This is a genomic window from Oceanibacterium hippocampi, assembly GCF_900172325.1.
Classification (GTDB): Bacteria; Pseudomonadota; Alphaproteobacteria; order Sneathiellales; family Sneathiellaceae; genus Oceanibacterium; species Oceanibacterium hippocampi.
Window position 1 is genome coordinate 948765 of the sequence record NZ_FWFR01000002.1, and the last position, 19394, is coordinate 968158.

The 19394-nt window shown below is 61.3% G+C and carries 15 protein-coding genes and 1 pseudogene; 2 read left to right on the forward strand and 14 right to left on the reverse strand.

Annotation, left to right across the window (positions count from 1 at the left end):
* Nucleotides 1–180: 180 nt before the first annotated feature.
* The 13 genes from OCH7691_RS15385 to OCH7691_RS15445 form a co-directional block, all read right to left on the reverse strand.
* Nucleotides 181–1266, reverse strand: a complete 1086-nt coding sequence (locus tag OCH7691_RS15385; protein WP_217808048.1) for an acyl-CoA dehydrogenase family protein — start codon at nt 1264–1266, stop codon at nt 181–183.
* 15 nt (nt 1267–1281) lie between these two features.
* The gene (locus OCH7691_RS15390; protein WP_085884412.1) at nt 1282–2496 is read right to left on the reverse strand and encodes an acyl-CoA dehydrogenase family protein; all 1215 of its coding nucleotides are present in this window, start codon (nt 2494–2496) and stop codon (nt 1282–1284) included.
* A 54-nt stretch (nt 2497–2550) separates the two neighbouring features.
* The gene (locus OCH7691_RS15395) at nt 2551–3735 is read right to left on the reverse strand and encodes a CaiB/BaiF CoA transferase family protein (protein ID WP_085884413.1); all 1185 of its coding nucleotides are present in this window, start codon (nt 3733–3735) and stop codon (nt 2551–2553) included.
* Between the two features lie 60 nt (nt 3736–3795).
* Nucleotides 3796–4716: an enoyl-CoA hydratase-related protein gene (locus OCH7691_RS15400; RefSeq protein WP_085884414.1), complete on the reverse strand. Its 921-nt coding sequence runs from the start codon at nt 4714–4716 to the stop codon at nt 3796–3798.
* The gene (locus OCH7691_RS15405; RefSeq protein ID WP_217808050.1) at nt 4670–6652 is read right to left on the reverse strand and encodes a flavin-containing monooxygenase; all 1983 of its coding nucleotides are present in this window, start codon (nt 6650–6652) and stop codon (nt 4670–4672) included. The genes OCH7691_RS15400 and OCH7691_RS15405 overlap by 47 nt, the downstream gene beginning before the upstream one ends.
* A 234-nt stretch (nt 6653–6886) precedes the next feature.
* Nucleotides 6887–7798, reverse strand: a complete 912-nt coding sequence (locus tag OCH7691_RS15410) for a LysR family transcriptional regulator (protein WP_176245083.1) — start codon at nt 7796–7798, stop codon at nt 6887–6889.
* Nucleotides 7799–7994: 196 nt separating this feature from the next.
* Nucleotides 7995–9302, reverse strand: a complete 1308-nt coding sequence (locus OCH7691_RS15415) for a TRAP transporter large permease (protein ID WP_085884417.1) — start codon at nt 9300–9302, stop codon at nt 7995–7997.
* 8 nt (nt 9303–9310) lie between these two features.
* Nucleotides 9311–9880, reverse strand: coding sequence for a TRAP transporter small permease (locus tag OCH7691_RS15420; RefSeq protein ID WP_085884418.1), 570 nt, complete (start codon nt 9878–9880; stop codon nt 9311–9313).
* A 114-nt stretch (nt 9881–9994) separates the two neighbouring features.
* Entirely contained in the window at nt 9995–11119 is a 1125-nt protein-coding gene (locus tag OCH7691_RS15425; RefSeq protein ID WP_085884419.1) for a C4-dicarboxylate TRAP transporter substrate-binding protein, read from the reverse strand.
* Between the two features lie 475 nt (nt 11120–11594).
* Entirely contained in the window at nt 11595–13166 is a 1572-nt protein-coding gene (locus OCH7691_RS15430; protein ID WP_139839723.1) for an acyl-CoA synthetase, read from the reverse strand.
* Nucleotides 13163–13609, reverse strand: coding sequence for a Zn-ribbon domain-containing OB-fold protein (locus tag OCH7691_RS15435; RefSeq protein WP_217808051.1), 447 nt, complete (start codon nt 13607–13609; stop codon nt 13163–13165). Before OCH7691_RS15435 ends, OCH7691_RS15430 begins: the two co-directional genes overlap by 4 nt.
* Complete coding sequence (locus OCH7691_RS15440; RefSeq protein WP_085884421.1) at nt 13606–14808, reverse strand: thiolase C-terminal domain-containing protein; 1203 nt, start codon at nt 14806–14808, stop codon at nt 13606–13608. Before OCH7691_RS15440 ends, OCH7691_RS15435 begins: the two co-directional genes overlap by 4 nt.
* The gene (locus OCH7691_RS15445; protein WP_217808052.1) at nt 14805–15311 is read right to left on the reverse strand and encodes a MaoC/PaaZ C-terminal domain-containing protein; all 507 of its coding nucleotides are present in this window, start codon (nt 15309–15311) and stop codon (nt 14805–14807) included. The genes OCH7691_RS15440 and OCH7691_RS15445 overlap by 4 nt, the downstream gene beginning before the upstream one ends.
* Before the next feature lie 672 nt (nt 15312–15983).
* On the opposite strand from OCH7691_RS15445, the gene OCH7691_RS15450 reads away from it, so the two are divergent.
* Both OCH7691_RS15450 and OCH7691_RS15455 read left to right on the forward strand, forming a co-directional pair.
* On the forward strand, nt 15984–17177 hold the full coding sequence (locus tag OCH7691_RS15450; protein WP_085884422.1) for a CaiB/BaiF CoA transferase family protein: 1194 nt from the start codon (nt 15984–15986) through the stop codon (nt 17175–17177).
* A gap of 71 nt (nt 17178–17248) precedes the next feature.
* Nucleotides 17249–17665: a recombinase zinc ribbon domain-containing protein gene (locus OCH7691_RS15455; protein WP_085884423.1), complete on the forward strand. Its 417-nt coding sequence runs from the start codon at nt 17249–17251 to the stop codon at nt 17663–17665.
* On the opposite strand, the pseudogene OCH7691_RS15460 reads toward OCH7691_RS15455, so the two are convergent.
* Nucleotides 17660–18766: pseudogene (locus OCH7691_RS15460) on the reverse strand (IS3 family transposase). The gene OCH7691_RS15455 and the pseudogene OCH7691_RS15460 overlap by 6 nt on opposite strands.
* Between the last annotated feature and the right edge of the window lie 628 nt (nt 18767–19394).

Consider the following 19394-nt stretch of genomic DNA (forward strand, 5'->3'; position numbering starts at 1 on the left):
AATGAGGCCCGCGAGACAGCCATAACGACAGGGCTGTTCCCGACCGCTGAAACATCGCGCCCCGACTCAAAGGTTCACGGAAGTCCTTCGCGATGCAAAGAGTGCGGGGCGGCCAAGATCCGGGTCTGTCTCGCTACTTCCGGCCCCCAGCTTTCGGGAAAGCACGCGCCTCGCAAACAGCTAGGCGGCGAGCCAGTCCTGTACTTCAACCGCCTCCTGGCGACAGCGCTCCGGGCCGCCCAGAACCTGTCGGTCGTAGCCGATGCGCTTGAACCAGAAGTGCAGCCCCATGAGGTCGGTGAAACCCATCCCGCCATGAACCTCGGTGGCGGTACGAGCCACGTCGCGACCGACCTCGGACAGATGGGCCTTTGCCAGACAGGCCATTGTTCGGCGCTCATCAGCGCTTCCGGTGTCCTGCACATGTGCGGCATACCAGATCAGGGAACGACAGGGCTCGAGACTGGCAGCCATTTCCGCGCACATATGCTTGACCGCCTGGAAACTGGCGATCACTCGCTCGAACTGGACACGTTGACTCGCATATTCGACCGATTTCTCGATCATGCGCTGGGCCGCACCCAGTGTATCGGCCGCAAGCATGAGGCGGGCCGTATCGACAAGACCAAGCGCCGCTCCCATCACGTCCGGGTTCGCGTCGAGCAGCTCGCCCGGCGCGTCGGAAAGCACCAGAGTCCCGAGCGGTCGCGTCCGGTCAAGGCTAGGCCAGGGCAACAGCTCTACGCCCTCATCGTCGACGGCAACGATAACCGCGCGTCCATCCGCAAGCAGCACGAGCACATGGCTTGCGCCGCCGCTATCGATCACACCGCTCGCCCGGCCCGACAGGCGTCCACCGACAAGGTGAAGGTCGGTCGTTCCCGTCGCACCCGAGAGCGCACCCGCCGCCAAAGCGACCCTTGCCTCGCCGGCGGCGACCGCTGGCAGGAAGGCCCCCTGCTGCTCTGCCGTCCCCATCAGACTGATCGCCAGCGGTGCGACAACGTTCGTCGCGACGAACGGGATGGGAGCTGCCGCATGACCGAGCGCCTCGGCGACAAGCGCGGCCTCGAAAACCCCGAGCCCGGCGCCACCGAATTCCTCGGGCACCATCAGGCCCGGCAACCCGAGCGCAAGAACTCCGTCCCAGAGCGCCCCATCGAACCCGCCTCTGTCCGCCACGACCTGACGGATCTTGTCCAGCGTCACGGTCCGCGACAGGAATCCGCGCAGCGACTGCTCGATCAGTTTCTGGTTCTCGTCCAATCCGAATTCCATCGCCTAGGCTCGCTTTTCCGACAACTGCACCTTGGGTTCGCGCGGCATGCCGAGCCCGCGTTCGCTGATGATGTTCTTCTGAATCTGCGACGTCCCGCCACCGATGATCAGCCCGATGTCGTACATGTAGTCGATCTGCCAGGTCGTCGCCGGGTCATCTTCCGAGATCTCGTGAGGGTCGTACGCCAGACCGCCTTCGCCCAGAACGTCGACTGCGAGCGCACTGAGCTTGTGGTTCAGTACCGTGCCGTAGAGTTTCTGGACAAGGCCCGCGACCCCGGCATCCTCCCCCCTGTCATGCAGGGTAAGTAATCGCATGTGGTGGAATTTCGCGGCCATCACTTCGGCTTGCAGACGCACGAGACGATCGCGGAACTCCGGCATTTCGATCGCCGGCCGGTCGTCGATGGTCACGCCTTGCATCAGCTTCCGAATGGCGTGAAAGCGCTGCAGCTGCTTGTTCGGATCGCCAAGCATCACCCTTTCATGCTTCAACGACGCGATGGCAACCTTCCAGCCATCGCCACGCCCCATGACGATCTGGTCCGTCGGCACCCGGACATCGGAGAGAAAGGTCTCGTTGAACTCGGCCCGCTCGGTCATGGTGACGAGCGGACGAACCTCGATGCCATCGGCGTCCATCGGCACCAGAAGATACGACAGCCCCTTGTGCTTCGGCGCGTCCGGTTCCGTCCGGCAGAGCAACAGCATCATGTCCGCGTAATGCGCGGAGCTGGTCCAGATCTTCTGCCCGTTGATGACGAACGTGTCGCCCTCGACGACGGCCCTGGTTCGGGCATTTGCCATATCGCTGCCGGCCTCGGGCTCGGAATTACCGATGCACCAGATCGTCTCGCCGCGCAGGGTCGGCGCGACCCAGCGTTCGCGTTGCGCTTCCGTTCCCAACTCCAGCATTGTCGGCGCAACGATAAGCACACCCTGATTGAGCAGGCCGGGGGAAACCCCGGCTTTCGACAGTTCATCCGCAACGATTGCCGTTTCCAGAATATCGGGCTCGGCACCAAATCCGCCGTATTTCCGCGGGACAGAGCGAGCGATATAGCCTCTTTCCAGCAGAAGTCCCTGCCAGTCGAGTTCCTGCCGGTTCGGTCGCTTGCGCCCACCGCCGAACTTCGGTGACAGATGGCCTTTCTCGCGCACGAATGCACGGACCTCCGATTGCAACTCCCGGTGCTTTCTTGAGTAACTTAAATCCATTTCATACCTGTTCTCGGTAGTGTTCGGGCGCAGTTTCCGTGGGCGGCGCTCCAGTCAGACCACGCGCAATTCCCGGAGTTCTGCAATCTCCGGCCCGGTGTAGCCAAGCTCGTTCAGGATCTCGTCCGTATGCTCACCCAGTAACGGCGCACGGCACCTGATCCGGACGTCCGAACCGGACAACCGAAACGGCGTGTCGGCGATTGGGACGGGTTTATCGACTCCCGGGTAGGTCACGGGCCGAAAGTAATTCCTTTCCCTGACATGCGGATCGTCGAGGGTCTGTTGCGGTGAATATACCGGCCCGCACGGAATGCGCGCCTCTTCGCACGCGGTCAGCGCCTCGCTCACGGTCCGCTCGGCACACCAAGCGGCCATTCGCGCACTGACGACCTCGCCATTCTCGCCACGACTCAGATCATCCTTGAAACGCTCGTCCGTCAGCCACTCCGTCGCGCCGACCATTTCGATCCACCGCCTCCAGAGCGGCTGGCCGGCAACCTGGATCATGATCCAACCGTCGGTGCAGCGGAAGATGTCGGTCGGCGCGGTCGTGGGACTTCGGTTTTCCGTCGCTACCCGTCCGACTCCGGTAATCGCCTGTTCTATCAACTGCATGTTGAACACGTTCAGAGCGGTACCAAGGAGGTCGCAGCCGACCTCTTGTCCCTTCCCGGATCTCCGGTGCTCCATGATCGCGACCAATGTGCCGATCGTGCTTGCCATCGCGGTGCCGAAATCGACATACGGCGCGACGCAACGCTGCGGACGTCCGGGAGATCCGGCGAGATAGGCGGCGCCGCTCATCACCTGGGCGATGCCGTCGAATCCGACGCGATTGCCATAGGGGCCGCCCTCACCGAACGCGGTGGTCGAGGTCAAGATGATGTCCGGTTTTGTCTCCCGAAGCGTTTTGTAGTCGAGCCCAAGTTCGACCAGGGCGTCCGGTGGCATGTTGACGAGAACGACGTCCGCCGTGCGCAAGAGTTTCCGAACGATTTCCTTGCCTCGCTCCTTCCTCGGGTTAAGCGTGATCGACTTCTTGTTCCGATTCATCTGCAAATAACTCGCGCCAATCCCGTCCTCCGACACTGGCGTGATATACCGGTCCTCGCCACCTGCCACTTTTTCGATGCGAATAACGTCGGCACCGAGATCGCCCAGAAGCGCGCCGCAGTAGGGCCCGGCAATGAATCGGGAAAAATCGAGTATTCTGACGCCTTCCAACGGTCCCGACACTTCAACACTCCTTCCGGGTAAAGACGCGGTGCTTTCCGGACCGAAGACACATCATGACTGTCACGACTTCTTTCTCGAGATCAGCGGCGCGATCATTCGTTGGGGCTCGCCGCCTTCGTAGGCCTCGGCCATGTAGTCGACGCTGAGTGCAATGCCCTCGTCCGGCGTGAGTTCCTCCCAGGTATTGATGAGCCGCTTCTGGGCTCGGACAGCCAGCGGGCCAGCGGCAAAAATATTACTGACCGTCCTCTCGACTGCCGCATCGACGCCTCCCGCCTCGCAGACTGTCTGGAAGAACCCCATATCAAACCCTTCCCGCGCGGAGTAATTGGCGCCGGTCATGAGCATTTCCCGCGTCTTTCCCCAGCCGATCAGCAACGGCAACAGCGCCGCCTCGATCAGCGAAGGCATGCCGACCCTGACTTCGGGCATGCCGAAGGTCGTCGTTTCATCAGCAATTCGAATGTCGCACGCCGCCGCGAGTTCAGTCCCGGCGCCCAGGCAATAACCGTGAATTCCCGCGATCACCGGCACCGGGCAATCCCGTATCGATTTGAACACGAGATGCATTCGCCAGATGAAGTCCCGCGCCTGCGCAGGATCGAGCGTGAACAGTTCGGGAAGGAAGGCGCCTCCGACAAACGCCTTGTTGCCCGCGCCCCGGATCACCACCGCACGCAATCCCGGCCGCCGGCCGAGGCCGGCAAACGCCTCCGTAAGCGCGGTCATCATGGCGCTTCCGACCGAGTTCATCTTGCCCGGATGATCGAGCGTAATCCGCGCGACCTCGCCGCCGTCCCGGGATTCGATCCGGCAAGTCACGACACCCCGGTCATCGGGATGCCCAAATTGCCGAGTCGTTTCGGTTTCGCTCATTTCACGACCTCGTACCTTCAGGTGGCTGACGGACAATTGCCCGAGCGCGTCGACTTCTTCATTCAGTCGCCCTTCCGCCGTCACGAAAGGTGAGGTGGTAATCATCGAAATCAGGCTCGTGCGTCATTGCCCAATAGTCGACCAGCCTCCACGGCATGACCGAGATCACCCGCCCTTGGCGATTGCGGTAGTAGGTAGACATTCCGGGATGCGTCCAGATCATCGCTTCGTGTTCGGCGTCTACGCGGCGGACATACTCGTCATGCACCGTTTGTTTGACATCGATCGCGGCGATGTCCTCCCGGAACATTCGCACCAGGGATCCGGCGATATAGCGCGCCTGGCACTCGGCCTGGAAGATTGCACTGCCGCCATGGCCGAGACCCGTATTGGGGCCCTGCATGCAGAAGAAATTCGGGAAGCCCGGCACCGTTATTCCGAGATGCGCAGTGGGATTGTCGTTGTGCCACGCCTCGGCCAGTCGGCGTCCGCTCCGGCCGGTAACGTTCAAGCGGGCGGCCATCAGCCCGACCTTGAAACCGGTCGCGAGAACGATGACCTCCGCCTTCCGGAAGTTATTGTCCCCGGCGATCAATCCGTCAGCGGTTATGCGCAGCAGGTTGTCGGTCACGAGTTCGGCGTTCGGTCGCGTAATGGCCCCATACCAGCCATTGTCGAGCAGGATCCGCTTGCCATAGGCCGGGTAGTTCGGAATGCATTTCTTCAGCAGATCCTGACGGTCGCCAAGTTCACGAACGATGTGTTTCGTCATCTCTTCCCGATGACGGTCGTTTATCCGATTCAGCGATCGCTCCGGATGATCCCAGTTCGGATCCTTCCTGAGCGTCGGGAGAAGCCCGTCGCCGTAGCGCCACAACATCGCGAACCGATACCAGGCGGCGTAATACGGCACCCTTTCCAGCAGCCATTGGGCGCCCGTTCCGATCGGGTCGTGATATCGCGGGATGGGCCGCGCCCATTGCGGGCTTCGCTGGTAGACGGTCAACGATTTCACACGGTCGACGATCGACGGCACGATCTGCATCGCCGAAGCACCTGTGCCGACAACCGCCACATCCCTGCCCGACAGTTCGAGATCGTCGGGCCAGGCGGATGAATGAAATACCGGGCCCTCAAAGGTTTCCATGCCCGGAATCTCCGGAACGGACGGAAGGCTGAGCTGACCGATAGCGCTGACGAGGGCCGATCCCTGCAGAAGTTCCCCGCCCTGGGGACCCTCAATGCGGACGCGCCAGCACTGCTCCGTTTCGTCCCAGTCGGCCTGCGAGACGCGGGTCCGGAACTCGACTTTCCGTCTCACTCCCGCTTCGTCGGCGCATCGGCGAAGATAGTCGTAAATCTCCCGGCGGGGAGCGAAATAGCGGCTCCACCGATAGGGTTTTCCGAAGGAAAAGGAATAGGCGTGGTTCGGCGTGTCAACACCGCAGCCGGGATAGACATTTTCGAACCAGGTGCCGCCGACATCATCGTTCTTGTCGACGATGCGGTAAGGAATACCGAGCGTCTCGAGGTTTGCAGCCAGCGCAATCCCGCTGGCTCCGGCCCCGGCGATAATGACCGGCCGGGCCGACTCAAGTGCCGCAGGGGCCTCACCACTCCAGTCGACCTGGCGGCGGCACAACCCCATCTCCTCCCTCATCATGGGTGCGTACTCCGGAGGCACCGCCTCACCGAGACAGGCGCTCATCATCCGGACCATGAGCTCGTTTCCGGGGTCGTCGATGGCCGGCTGGCGTTCCGGATCCGACAACAGGGCGACCGCCTGGCCTCGGATCTCGGCGGACGCCTCGGGCGAAAGACCGGCGTCCTCGTCAGCGATCAGCTTGACGTCCCGCTTCGGACGAAAGGGTGCGTCCAGCCATTTCGGATCGCCGGTCAGATGAAAGACGACCATCAGAAGAACGCGGAGATCAGCCTCCGAGACCGCGTCGACAAGATTCCGGACTGGCAGCGGCTCTTCCACCCGCGTTTCAGTCGCGTCAGACTCACCGATCATCGGGCGGACGCTCTCAGTGGCCACCGGTTCGCCAGGCCCGGGCTCGGTTGTCTTGTTGCAACCTCGCCGTCAGCCCGAAACGGATTCCAGGGCGCCGATCCAAGTCTGTGGATTGCAGTGGTAGAGGCGTTCATTATCCGCTGGCATTTGGGAGATGCCTCCGACGAGGCTTGATACCCGGATTGTCGAGCACCGACCTGCCATTTGTCTAATGCGAACGAAACTCCTTATCATTCATCAAATGAATATCAAATCGCATCACGATTGCCGAGTTCCCAGCGTCGCCTTGAGCTTCTCCATCATGGCAATCGCTGCCGGAGATTGCGACCGCGTGCGGCTGACGGCAAAGCCGAGATGTTGGGACGGCAATTCCACAACGTCCTGTATCAGCAGGAACCTCTCCCGCAGTCTGCCGAACGACGGATTCAGGCTGATGACCGGGGTATAGGCGTCCGTACGGTCGATGATCGCCGACACCAGTTCGAAATCGTCGAAGACATACTGGGGATTCGGAGGAGGCAGGCCGTTCCGGGCGCAACGGAGCGCGATACCGTTCTGAAGTGGTTCGATTGTCGACGGAAGCAACAGCGGGAATTTAAGTACATCCGCTTCGAGCAGCTTAGTATTGACCGATAGCGGGTGCCCCTTGCGCACCATCATCGCAAGGTAGAAATCCGCCATATCGGTGACCTCGAGGTCCGGCCAGCGACCGAGCAATCGGGCATGCCCGACAATCGCGTCGAACTCTCCGCTGGTCAGCCTTGGCGCCAGCGTCTCCGAAGAGCCAGTGGTCACTTCGACCGCGAGACTCGGATTCTCACCGGCGAGTGAGGCCACGGCTTCCGAGACGAACCGCTGATAGCCGGCAGGCGCAACGCCGAGACGAAGCCGTCCGGACCTTAGATTGCGGTAATCCTCGACACCCGACACGAGCGAATTGACATCGCCGATGATGCGAAGCGCCTTCTCGACGAAACTGCGCCCCGCCTCAGTTGTCCGCACACCTCTCGGAAGGCGAACGAACAGCTGTATGCCCAGCTCCGCCTCCACTTCCGCGATGCTTCGTGTAAGCGCTGACTGCGTGATCAACAGGGCGTCGGCAGCTCGGGTTACACTTTCGAAGCGAGCGGTTTCGACCACGTGACGGAGCTTTCTGAGGCCGATTGCCATATCCCGATCCATTCGCTCAGTTCATGCAAGGCAACAATCAAGGATCGGAACGAATTCCGCTGTGCGGGTCAAGGCCCGCAATCACCGGCCGGTTGTAGCGCGCCGCGCGCCACCCCGGAATGGCGGGGCGGAGAAGAAGAATGGCGCCGCAGCCTCCTTCTCAAGCTGTTAACCGTGCGGTGGTGGGGAAGCGCGCCTAGCGCATCAGACCCGGCAACCAGGTCGAGAGTTCCGGAAATCCGACCAGCAGCAACATGATGAAGATTTCACAGCCGATGAACCACAGCAGGCCGCGGAAAATTGTCGAAAGAGGGACCGAGTCTCCGACGACACCCTTGACGACATAGGCGTTGAGCCCGACAGGCGGTGTGAGTAAGCCGATCTCGATCAGCTTCACGACCAGCACCCCGATCCATATCAGATCCAGATTCATGACTTCGAATACCGGCAGGAAAACCGGCAGGGTCAGCAGCATCAGGCCAAGTGGATCCAGAAACATGCCGAGGACGAGATAGACGGCGCACATTGCGACGATGAGGCCGATTTCCGAAAGGCCCAACTCGTTCACCAGAACGGCCATATGCGCCGGAACGCCCGCGAGGGCAAGAAACCGGCTCAGCAGGATGGCTCCGATTGCGATAAAGAACACAGCCGCGGTCGTCCGTATCGCTTCCTCGACGCTTTTCCGGAAGCTCGACCATGTCAGCCGGCCTTGCGCCAAGCTGATGACCAGCGCCAGGAACGCCCCGAACGCCCCCGCCTCCGTCGGAGTGGTCAGTCCACCATAAATTCCGCCGACTATCCCCATAATCAGAAGCGGCAATGGCCAGACCTGTCGCAGCGTACGCCATCTGTCCGCCCAGCTCACGTCGATCTTTATCTGCGGCGCCAGTGACGGTTTTACTATACAGCGACCAACGATCATTACTGTATAGACCAGAGCCGTCAGGAGCCCGGGAATGATGCCCGCAATCAATAGCTTCCCGATGGGCTGCTGCGTGAACCACCCGTAGATGATGAACACCACGGAAGGCGGAATGAGTGCGCCGAGAGTGCCCGCAGCGGCAACGGTTCCGGTTGCCAGGGCCTTGTCGTAGCCGAACTTCAGCATCTCGGGAATGGCGAGACGTCCCATCGCCGCGGCCGTTGCGAGGCTGGAACCGGACGCGGCAGCGAAGCCCGCCGCGCCGAGATTGGTCGCAACTGCGAGCCCGCCCGGCAGGCGATTCAACCATATCCTGGCGGCATTGTAGAGGCTGCTTGTCAGGCCCGTGTGGAAGGCAATGGACCCCATGAAAAGGAACATGGGAATGGCAGACAAGGACCAGTTCGCGGCAAAATCGAACGGCAAGGTGCCAAGAGCGCCGAGCGCCGGGCCTATTCCGCGGATCATCGCGATGCCGACTATCGAGACGCCCCCCAATGCCACGGCTATCGGAACGCGCATCGCCAGGAGAGCCAGTACGACACCGACCCCTGCAAACCCGAGTGTAAGATTATCCATGGAATCCACTACCGCGCTGACTCTGGATCAACCGACGACGGGCTCTGCGGGCCGCCCTCGTTCACCGCGTCGAGCAAGCGCCGCCCACTGATCGCGTACGCCCAGTCGTCGATCGCGTGCAGAAGCAGGTAGAACGCCATCAGAACACAGCCGACCGTGACGAACCATCGCGTCGGCCAGACCTGCATGTCCCAGAGTTCGGTCCCCCAGGATTCCCGAATCTCGGTCATGTAGATGGCCTCGTCCATGGAACGCCAGGCAAGAATGCCCACATAAATCAGGCCAATCATGCTGGCCAATGCAGTGACGCCCGCCAGCTTTCGCGGCGACAGATGCTGCGTGAAAAGCTCGACCTCGATGTGCTCTCGCTGCCGGGTCACCTGGCCCAGCGGGAGGAAGACGAGCGCAACCATGTAGTAGCTGGAAACCGTTTCCAGCGTCGCGGGCACAGGCGCATTGAACAGGTACTTCCCCAGCACATCGACGGTGATCTGAAGCATCATCATCACCAGCGCCAGGCCACCGGCGAAGGCAGCAATGTCTGAGAGTGATGAGCACGCGCGCTCAAGGGTTTTCATCTATTCTGCAACCTTGTTGATCGCCAGAAGCCGAGTGGTGTCGGAGCAGCCGATCTTTGCAACGGCACGACCAGGCACGGGTGTCGGCGGATACCCTGCCGACACCCGACCGGCTCAGTTCATCACGTCGAGTTTGGAGTACACATGCTCCCAAAGGGCTTCTTCGAACTTGGCCGGTTCGCGATCGAAGCCGATCACCAGCTTCTCCCACTTGTCGACCAGTTTGATGAACCGGTCGACCATCTGTTCGGCATCCTCGACACCGGCGTCCTTGGCATAAGCGAGGACGCGGTCATACTCACCTTTCCGATGCGCCGCCACCTTGGCAACGAGGTCCGGACCGGGTTTCAGCACCGAGACGTTGTTGCTTTTCGCGTTTGCCAACGCTTCGGCGCTTTCGTCTTCGTAGCCAACGACCAATCGACTGACCAGCCCTGGCATCGCCTTGATCAATGCCCGCTGCTCGTCCTTGGTCATGTCCCGCCAAGTCCCGGCATTGATCGGGAATGCCAGGACGCCATGAAAGGTCCCGAGCGGGAGATCAACCACAGACTTGATGACATCCTGAAGATTGTAGGATTTGAGATGCGCGGCAGCGCCGAGCGTACAATCGGCCTGCCCCCGCTGCAGCGCCTCGTACATCTCGCCTGCGGAAATCGAAACCGGCGTACCGCCGAGTTCGGAGGCGAGCGCCCCGAAGGCGCCTGCGGCACGGATCTTGAGCCCCTTGATGTCTTCCAGGGTCGACACCGGCTTGGTGCACATGAGGTTGTAGGTGGCGGTGGAGTAGTAGGCCAGTGCCTTGACCTTGTTGCGGGCGAGTTCCTTCTCACACTGCTCGCAGGCCAGGAGCTGCATCTCGTTACTGGCCCCGGCGATCGCCATGGCATCCGTCCCGAGCACCGCCAGTTCGGTCAGCGACGAACTCGCCGGCAGGTCACTCTTCACGTAGACATTCATGATCAGGGCCGAATCTGTCACACGATCTCGAACGTTCGACAAGCTTGCCTTGGCCCCACCCAAGGCTCCCCCGACAAACAACTCGAACGTCAATGATCCATTGGTGGCAGCCTCGACTTCCTTGAACAGGGGCTCGAGGCCGGCCTTGTGGACCAGATGCGGTTCCGGCATGAAACTGCCATAGACCACCTTTGTTTCCGCCAGGGCGGCGCTGCCGGAAGCCAGCAGCGTACCGACTATCGCCGCGCCCTGAACGAGTCGCTTAGTCCGATTTCGCATCTACGGTCCTTTCTCTTCCCTTGATCACCGGGATTTTCTGAGGCCGGCCTGGCCATCCCGCGCTTTTTCTTTCAGAGGCTTCATTGCGATGTACCCGGGTGCCGCCGATCCCGACGACGCCTCCCTCCCGCGAGCGCCGGACACGAGATTGTTCCTTCCCATGACGCAGCAGGCTCATAGAAAGGGCACAGGCTGCCATATGTCCAATGCTAAACGAGGGGGCAGATATTCATGTTATGAATGGCAATTCAGCGGGAGCCGACCCGGAGTACTGGCTGACGCCACCCGACGCAGAGGCAGCGTTTCAACGGCCTGTCGGGCGGGCGGGCTGTTCGTGGCATCGCGGGTCCCCCTTACGGGGCAACGGCGGCGGAAGACTGGAACAGGATCTCCAGGCCCCGGCGCCAGAGGACCCTTCGTTCGTACAGAGACACGAAAGTACCGCCGCCACCCACCGTCGCCTGTTTTCCGTCAGCTAGATTCTCGGAAGCTGGTGCTTCAGGATCTTACCCGTCGCGTTATGCGGCAACTCTTTGACCAGTCGGATCTGCTTGGGGACCTTGTAGCCCGCGAGGCGCGTCTTGCAATGCGCGATTACCGCGGCCTCATCAACTTTGGCACCCTCCTTCAGAACGACAAAGGCGCGACCGACTTCGCCCCATTTTTCGTCCGCGACGCCGACAACCGCAGTCTCGAGAACACCCTTCAACTGATAGATGGCGTTCTCCACCTCGACCGGATAGACGTTCTCGCCGCCGGAGATGAACATGTCCTTCCAGCGGTCGACGATATAGTAGAAGCCATCTTCATCCTGGCGCGCCGCGTCTCCGGTATGAAACCAACCATCTTCGCTGAAGGCCGCCGCAGATTCCTCGGGCTTGTTCCAGTACCCCGGAGTGACCGACGGCCCCTTGATCATCAGTTCGCCGACGTCGCCACACTTTACCGCACCACCGCCTGGCTCGCAGATCTTCATCTCCGTATGCATTGTTGGCAGACCTGAGGACCCGATTTTCGCGAGGCCTTTGTCGCCGGGCAGCGACAGGCCGAGGGGGCCGATCTCGGTCATGCCGTACATTGCCCGAAGTTTGACGCCGACCGCGTCGTAATCCCTTATGAGAGCTTCCGACGCGGCCGCGCCGCCGACGCAAAGGCAATTCACGTGTGAAAGATCGGCGTCCGCGAAGCCATGTTCCTGCGCCATCATCAGAAAATTTGTCGGCACGCCCAGCGTGTGCGTGATGTTCAGTTGCTTGTCGCTCAGACACTGCAGCAGGAGGGCGGGCTCGAAGACCCGCATCACGACATTGCAGCCGCCGGCCTGAAACAGCGGGTTGGCCCAGACATTGAGCCCGCCGGTGTGAAAGGTCGGGAGCAGGACGAGATTCTTCGCCCGTGAAGTGAGGTCGCCGGCAATCGCACAATCGACCGCATTGAACAGCGCCATGCTGTAAGTGATCAGCGCGCCCTTCGGCCGGCCGGAGGTGCCGGAGGTGTAGAGGATGGTCCAGATGTCGTCGAGCCCGGGCTGTACTGACTCGAGACATCCGTCCGCCCGAGAAAGGCCGCTCTCGTACTCGCTCTCTTTACCGTTGTTCAGGCTCGCCGTCGTCCGGATACCACCGCGCTCGCGAAGTTGCTCAACGACGTCCGAGAATTCCTCGCCGTACAGCAGAACCTTCGGCGATGAATCTGCCCATATATACTCGAGTTCCGGAACCGCCAACCGCCAGTTCAGCGGAACGAAGATCGCGCCGAGACGGCGACAGGCGAACTGTATCTCGAACACGTCGCTGTCGTTCTGGCTCAGGACGGCAACCCGATCGCCCTCTTCGACGCCGAGGTCGCCGCGGAGATAAAGCGCGGCGCGGCGGACTCTCCCGTCCATTTCGCTATAGCTGAAGTGCCGCCCCGAACTCAGGTCGTGCAGCGCTTCGCGATCCGGGGAAGCGGCGGCGTGATACGCGATCCAGTCTTCAGAATGTATCATCCAGCTGACACCCCGATGCTCGTCACGGCCTTGCCGGAGACGGCCTTTCTTGCTCACGAGACATGCTGCCACTGCACCAGCGTATAGGGGACGGGGGCCTCGTCGTGCGGTTCGAACACCGCCTCCACTTCGGCCCCGATCTCGACCTCCTGCCCAACGGGTCCCAGCAGGTTGCCGATCATGCGAACTCCGCCGGCATGCGGCAGCTCGACCATCACCACCAGATACGGCCCGAACTCGCGAAGCACGGGATGCACCGGGTGCCAGGGGCGCTCCCAGCTGTAGATGATCCCCCTGCCCTCGACCTTCTCCCAGCGCATATCGAACGACTGGCATTGATGGCAGAGCCATTCGGGTCCCCACTGCCATGTTCCGCACTGGCCACATCGCTGGACTCGAAGCTCCCCGTTGCGCGTGCCTTTCCAGAACGCCGCATCGAGGCCGTCCGCCGCCGGCTCCGGGGCCGGCATGCCTTCGGGAAGATAGAATGCTCCGCTCACAACAAGGTCTCCTCGGATCCCATGATCAGGCTGCTGACCGGGCTGACCATGGGGCCGCCAATCGTCAGCGCCAGCTTGGCGTTCGGCACCTGGTTGCTTGAATCGCCCCGAATCTGGCGCACCGCCTCAAGCTGCAGGCCGAGGCCATGCACGTAACCTTCGGCAAGGTTGCCGCCCGAGGTATTCAATGGCATTCGTCCGGATGGCGCGCTCAGGTTCTCCAGCGTGAAGAACTCGTCTGCTTCCCCTGGGCTGCAGAAACCGTGTTCCACGATGGCCATCAGCACACCGGTCGTGAAATTCTCGTAACTCTGGACGACATCGATGTCGGCGGGCGTCAGGCCGGCAGCCTCGTAGAGGCGCGGCGCCACCGTCGAGAAGGACGCCGTGGGCATTAGCGCGGAATTCAGAGCCGGCGCCGCGCTCCGATATTCCGAGCCCTGCGCGGCCGCGAGGATATAGGCCGGCTTCTTCGGCAGATCCTTCGCGCGTTCGGCTGACACGAGGATCAGGGCGGCGGCACCGTCATTCTCCTGACAGCAGTCATAAAGCCGGTTCACCGGCTCGACGATCCAGCGGCTCTCGTCGTAGGTTTGTCGGTCCAGCGGCCGCCCGTACCTGATGGCCCGCGGATTCCGTTGCGCATGGTTATAGGACGCCATTGCGATCGCGCGCAGTGCGTCATTTCCGATGCCGTAATCGTGCATGAAACGGGTCGCCCGCATTGCATATTTCTGCGCCGGCGACAGCACCCCGTATGGCGACAGGTAGGCTGCGTCCCCTGTCACCGCGCGGTCTGGCAGCGCTTCGCCGAAACGCCTGAACTGCCCCTGCGCAAGAGCCCGGAAGACAACGACGCATTCGGCGAATCCCGCCACGATGGCGGCCGCGCCGTTGGCGATCGCCGCTGCCACGCCACCACCGCCCCCGCCCCAGTGCATGTTTGCGAGCCGCAATTCGCGAATCCCAAGTGCTGCGGCGATGCGGGAAGGGTCGTTGCGATCGTTGGAATAGGAGGCGAAGCCGTCGATGTCTCTCGGATCGATGCCGGCATCTTCTGCGGCACGGAGAATTGCCTTCAATGCCAGGACGTATTCCGACTCGGCGGCATGACCATGCTTGTAGTAAGTCGTCTCCCCGATCCCCGCGACGGCGACCGCGCCCCTGATCCCGTTCCTTCTCTGGGTCACGCCGGTCATCCCTGTGCGGTTTCGGCCGGCGGTCGCCTCAGGTACATGTTCGTCGCGATGGCCGACTGCACGACTTCGTCACGCTGGTTACGGATCTCGCGGTCGAACGTCACTATGCCCTTGTCGGGCTTGCTCGTCTCTCGCATGGCGATCACGCGTTGCACGACATGGATCGTGTCTCCGTGCTTCACCGGCAGGTGAACCCGCCACTTGTCGACACCGAGCATCGCCACAACCGTTCCATCGGTGATGCCGCTCGCATAGCCAAGCCCGCCGGCCATCGACCACACCAAGGGACCGTGCGCGATCGGCTCCCCGTAGGATTGGGTCTTGCAGAATTCGTGATCGCTGTGCGGCGCGTTGAAATCACCGGTTATGCCCGCAAAGTTGACGATATCCGTGAGCGTCACCGTGCGCCGGGGCGTGCGCAGTTCCATGCCGATCTCAAACTCTTCATAGTACATGCCTCTCGGCCTTGACGTCGCCATCTTGTCTGCCTTTTCCTTGTCCATTCTTTCCGACAGGATGCGGAGCGTAGTGACGACCTGTCCGCGAGACCGCCAAAGCTTCGTTACGCACACTGCGGCCGATTTCTCCGACGCGGCCTTTTTGCCGATCCTCGCCACTTCGTGTTGCTGCGACCAATCTAATCGGAACCGAACCGCCATTTGTCCAATGCGAAGTTGGAGCTTTATCATTCATTTGGAGAATGGATTTCCCGTCGCACGATCCGGGTATCGGCAACCTTTCACCCTGAACTCGGGCGGCATGCGCTGATCAACTCGACGTGCCAGGGCCCGCATCAAAACCGCGAGATCTTGGGCGGCCACGGGACGACATTCACTGTTCGAATGCGAAGGTCGTTCGAATGCATTGGACAAATATCGTCGCGATGATCGACCCTCGCCGATAGCCGGCTCAGAACGTCGCTGAAGGCATGACAGCATCGATCTGCTGCGCAATGACCAAAGGGGGAAAGCGGCACTGCCTGACCGGCCAGAATTGGACATATGGTTTGATGTGCGCCTGCTGCCGACCAGATCTTGATTGTTCGTGCCTCGTAGGGGGCACCGAGGGTCCAAGTTCCTGTATCGTTGCCTGGGTGACCGGTGCGGCATGACATCGGCAATCAGCTGATCCCGGCGCATTTTCGTAGAGTCGCGGACGTTTAGGAGAATTCCCTGATGGCGGGAACGTTGGAAGGTTTGCGTGTCGTCGATCTGTCGACGGTCATTCTCGGGCCCTGGGCCTCTCAGATGCTGGGAGACATGGGCGCCGATGTCATCAAGGTCGAATCTCCCGCAGGAGACACAACCCGTTACTCCGGCCCACGACGGAATAGCGGCATGGCGTCTCTTTTCCTGGCCACCAACCGCAACAAGCGCAGCATTGTCCTTGATCTCACGAAAGATGCCGGTCGGGAGGCGCTTTTCAGGATCGCCGGGTCTGCGGATGTCCTACTCCATAACTTCCGCCCTAAGGCCGCCAAGAAGCTCGGTCTGGACTACGAGGCGTTCGCGGAGGCCAACCCGGAACTGATCTTTTGCGCGACCTACGGCTTCGGATCCGGCGGTCCCCTGGCCAACACGCCGGCTTACGACGACATCATCCAGGCAGCGAGCGGCATAGCCGAACTGCAGACAATCACCGCCGGCGAGCCTCGATACGTACCGACGATCGTTGCCGACAAGACAACCGCACACTACGTCGTTTCGGCGATCCTGGCTGCCTTGCTGCATCGCGAGCGACACGGAGGGGGACAGGCGATCGAGGTTCCCATGTTCGAATCGCTGGTCGATTACGTGATGGTCGAGCACCTGTACGGCGCCGCATTCGATCCGCCGATCGACCAGATGGGCTACGCCCGCCTGCTCAATACGGCGCGAAAGCCTTACAGGACGAAAGACGGTTATCTGGCGGTTCTGCCCTACACGGATCAGAACTGGCGTGATTTTCTCACGATTGCCGGCCGAGGCGAGTTGATCGACGACCCCCGATTTGCCGATCTGGCAACGCGGGTACGGCATTCGCAGGAGATTTACGGCTTGCTGGCAGACATGGTCGCGACACGCACGACCGGCGAGTGGCAGGAGGCGCTGGGTACGGCCAACATTCCCGTGATGGTCGTGAACAGCAAGGAAATGCTGCTTGAAAATGAACAACTCGATGCGACCGGGTTCTGGCGCTTCGAAGAACATCCGACCGAAGGCCGGCTGCGGATGACCAATCCCCCCGTGCGCTTCTCGAGAACACCGTCATCAGTACGCACACTGCCACCGCATCTGGGCGAACACAGTGCGGAAATCCTCGGTGAAGCGGGCTATTCCGCGGAAGAGATCGAGACACTCCTCGCCTCCGGAGTCACGCGGCAGGCCTGAGCGGAACGAGCGATAGCGAATCTCATGCCAAACGTCCGAGCCAGCATCATTGAAGAGCATCTGGTCCATCCATGATCCCGGCCGGGTCTCGGCAGAACCAGCGGGCCACGGCACGATCGATCTGTCAGCACCGCCCCCGTCACCTGCTCTCCGGCCTGCTCCAGTGCGGCGCCTGCGGAGCCACCTACACGATCGTCGGCAAGGCCCGCTACGGCTGTGCCGGGCATCGCAACCGCGGCACCTGCGACAACGACCGGACGATCGCTCGCCAGGCACTAGAGGCCCGCGTGCTGGAGGGTCTGAAGTCCGCCCTGTTCACGCCGGACCTCGTGCGGACCTTCGTGGCCGAGTTCCAGTCGGAATGGAACCGGCTGCAGGCCGAAGCCGATGCCGACTGGACCGCCAGTGGGCGGACCCTCGAACAGACAAAAGCGAAGATCGATGCGGTCATGAGCGTGACCTGCTCCCCAGAGAGTCCGCGTTTATAGGTTAGCGCTGTTCAGGTTTTGGTCCTCTCTTGACCTTTGGTGATACTCCCGCGGGGTGAGCCCGTCGAGGCTCGTGTGGGGGCGATGATTGTTATAGTCGTCGCGCCATGCCGCAATCAAATGGCGGGCATGGCGCAGGTTCGGGAAGAGGTGCTCGTTGAGGCATTCGTCCCGCAGGCGGCCATTGAAACTTTCCACCAGGCCGTTCTGCATCGGTTTGCCTGGCGCGATGTAGTGCCACTCGACCTGACGGTCCTCCTGCCATGTGAGCATGGCGTTCGATGTCAGCTCGGTGCCGTTGTCGCTGACCACCATGCATGGGAAGCCCCGCATATCGGCGATCCGGTCCAGTTCGCGGGCGACGCGGTGTCCCGACAGCGAAGTGTCGACCACGGTCGCCGGGCATTCCCGGCTGAAGTCGTCGATCACGCAGAGGATGCGGAACCGACGGCCATCAGCGAGCGCGTCCGACACGAAGTCGAGCGACCATCGCTGGTTCGGGCCTTGGGGGATCGCCATTGGGGCTCTCGTGCCGATTGCGCGCTTGCGTCCGCCCCGCTTGCGAACGGTCAACCCTTCCTCGCGGTAGAGCCGGTAGAGCTTCTTCCAGTTCACCTCCCAGCCCTCCCGCTTCAGCAGGATGTGCAGACGCCGATAGCCGAACCGCCTCCGTTCCGAGGCCAGCTCCTTCATCCTGGCACGCAGCCCGGTGTCTTTCGGTCGCTTCGACCTGCGCCGATAGACCCGCGGATCGATCCCGGCCAGCGCACAGGCGCGCCGCTGTGAGTAGCTCTTCTCTTTCATGGCCCAGTCCACCGCTTTCCTCCTCGAACCGGGCCTCAGAAGTTTTTTCCGAGCATCTCCTTCAGCGTCGCCACGTCCATCATCTGTTCGGCCAGCATCTTCTTGAGCTTCGCGTTCTCGGCCTCGAGCGCCTTCAATCGCTTGGCGTCAGCGACTTCCATGCCACCGTACTTGCGGCGCCAGTTGTAGAACGTCGCTGATCCCGTGCTTCCGGCACAGATCCGGCGCGCTCATGCCCGCCCGATGCTCCTTCAGGATGCCAATGATCTGCGCTTCGCTGAAACGGCTTCTCTTCATCGTCTGTCTCCTTTTTCGGAGAACAGGCTAACCTCAAATCGAGGACTTTTAAGGGGAGCAGGTCAGAAGGCTGCACCCAGCGCGGCCTCATATCCTGACAATCAACACGCCATTCTTGACAATCAACCAGCAAAGGCCCGTCTGAGTCCGGAGCGTCATTGACAGCATCATCTCTCAATATAGCGTAGAGGATCGCTTATTGACTGCTCTCGCTGATCAACGCAGCCAAAGGTTCGAGCAAATGAAAATTAGGAATGCAGCAAATTCGGATGCGCCCAGTTGCGTTAAGCTGGTTGAAGCGAAGCGCAAGGAATACGAGAACTACGAACCCCGCTTCTGGAAAAAGTCCTCCAATTCGGCAGCGTCAACCCTTCCATGGTTTGAGAAGCTGTTCAGCGATGAACGGAATGTGTCTCTTGTGGCAACAGAGGACGAACTGGTCGTCGGCTTTCTCATTGCACGAGAGTTTCCAACTCCACCTGTATACGAACCCGGCGGAAGTGGAGTTCCCCCGGTTTCGTGGACAGTTAAGGGCTTGGGGATTCCAGTCTCGTTTGGGCGCTCCTTTCGTAGTTGATGGGTGACTGATAGCCGAGGGCGGAATGGCGCCTGGCGGGATTATACCAGC

What these genes read in the sequence shown, in the direction of transcription:
- OCH7691_RS15390 (WP_085884412.1), bottom strand. Translation starts at nt 2,496, where the DNA reads ATGGATTTAAGTTACTCAAGAAAGCACCGGGAGTTGCAATCGGAGGTC.
- OCH7691_RS15400 (WP_085884414.1), bottom strand. Translation starts at nt 4,716, where the DNA reads ATGATTACCACCTCACCTTTCGTGACGGCGGAAGGGCGACTGAATGAA.
- OCH7691_RS15410 (WP_176245083.1), bottom strand. Translation starts at nt 7,798, where the DNA reads ATGGCAATCGGCCTCAGAAAGCTCCGTCACGTGGTCGAAACCGCTCGC.
- OCH7691_RS15415 (WP_085884417.1), bottom strand. Translation starts at nt 9,302, where the DNA reads ATGGATAATCTTACACTCGGGTTTGCAGGGGTCGGTGTCGTACTGGCT.
- OCH7691_RS15420 (WP_085884418.1), bottom strand. Translation starts at nt 9,880, where the DNA reads ATGAAAACCCTTGAGCGCGCGTGCTCATCACTCTCAGACATTGCTGCC.
- OCH7691_RS15425 (WP_085884419.1), bottom strand. Translation starts at nt 11,119, where the DNA reads ATGCGAAATCGGACTAAGCGACTCGTTCAGGGCGCGGCGATAGTCGGT.
- OCH7691_RS15440 (WP_085884421.1), bottom strand. Translation starts at nt 14,808, where the DNA reads ATGACCGGCGTGACCCAGAGAAGGAACGGGATCAGGGGCGCGGTCGCC.
- OCH7691_RS15445 (WP_217808052.1), bottom strand. Translation starts at nt 15,311, where the DNA reads ATGGACAAGGAAAAGGCAGACAAGATGGCGACGTCAAGGCCGAGAGGC.
- OCH7691_RS15450 (WP_085884422.1), top strand. Translation starts at nt 15,984, where the DNA reads ATGGCGGGAACGTTGGAAGGTTTGCGTGTCGTCGATCTGTCGACGGTC.
- OCH7691_RS15455 (WP_085884423.1), top strand. Translation starts at nt 17,249, where the DNA reads ATGATCCCGGCCGGGTCTCGGCAGAACCAGCGGGCCACGGCACGATCG.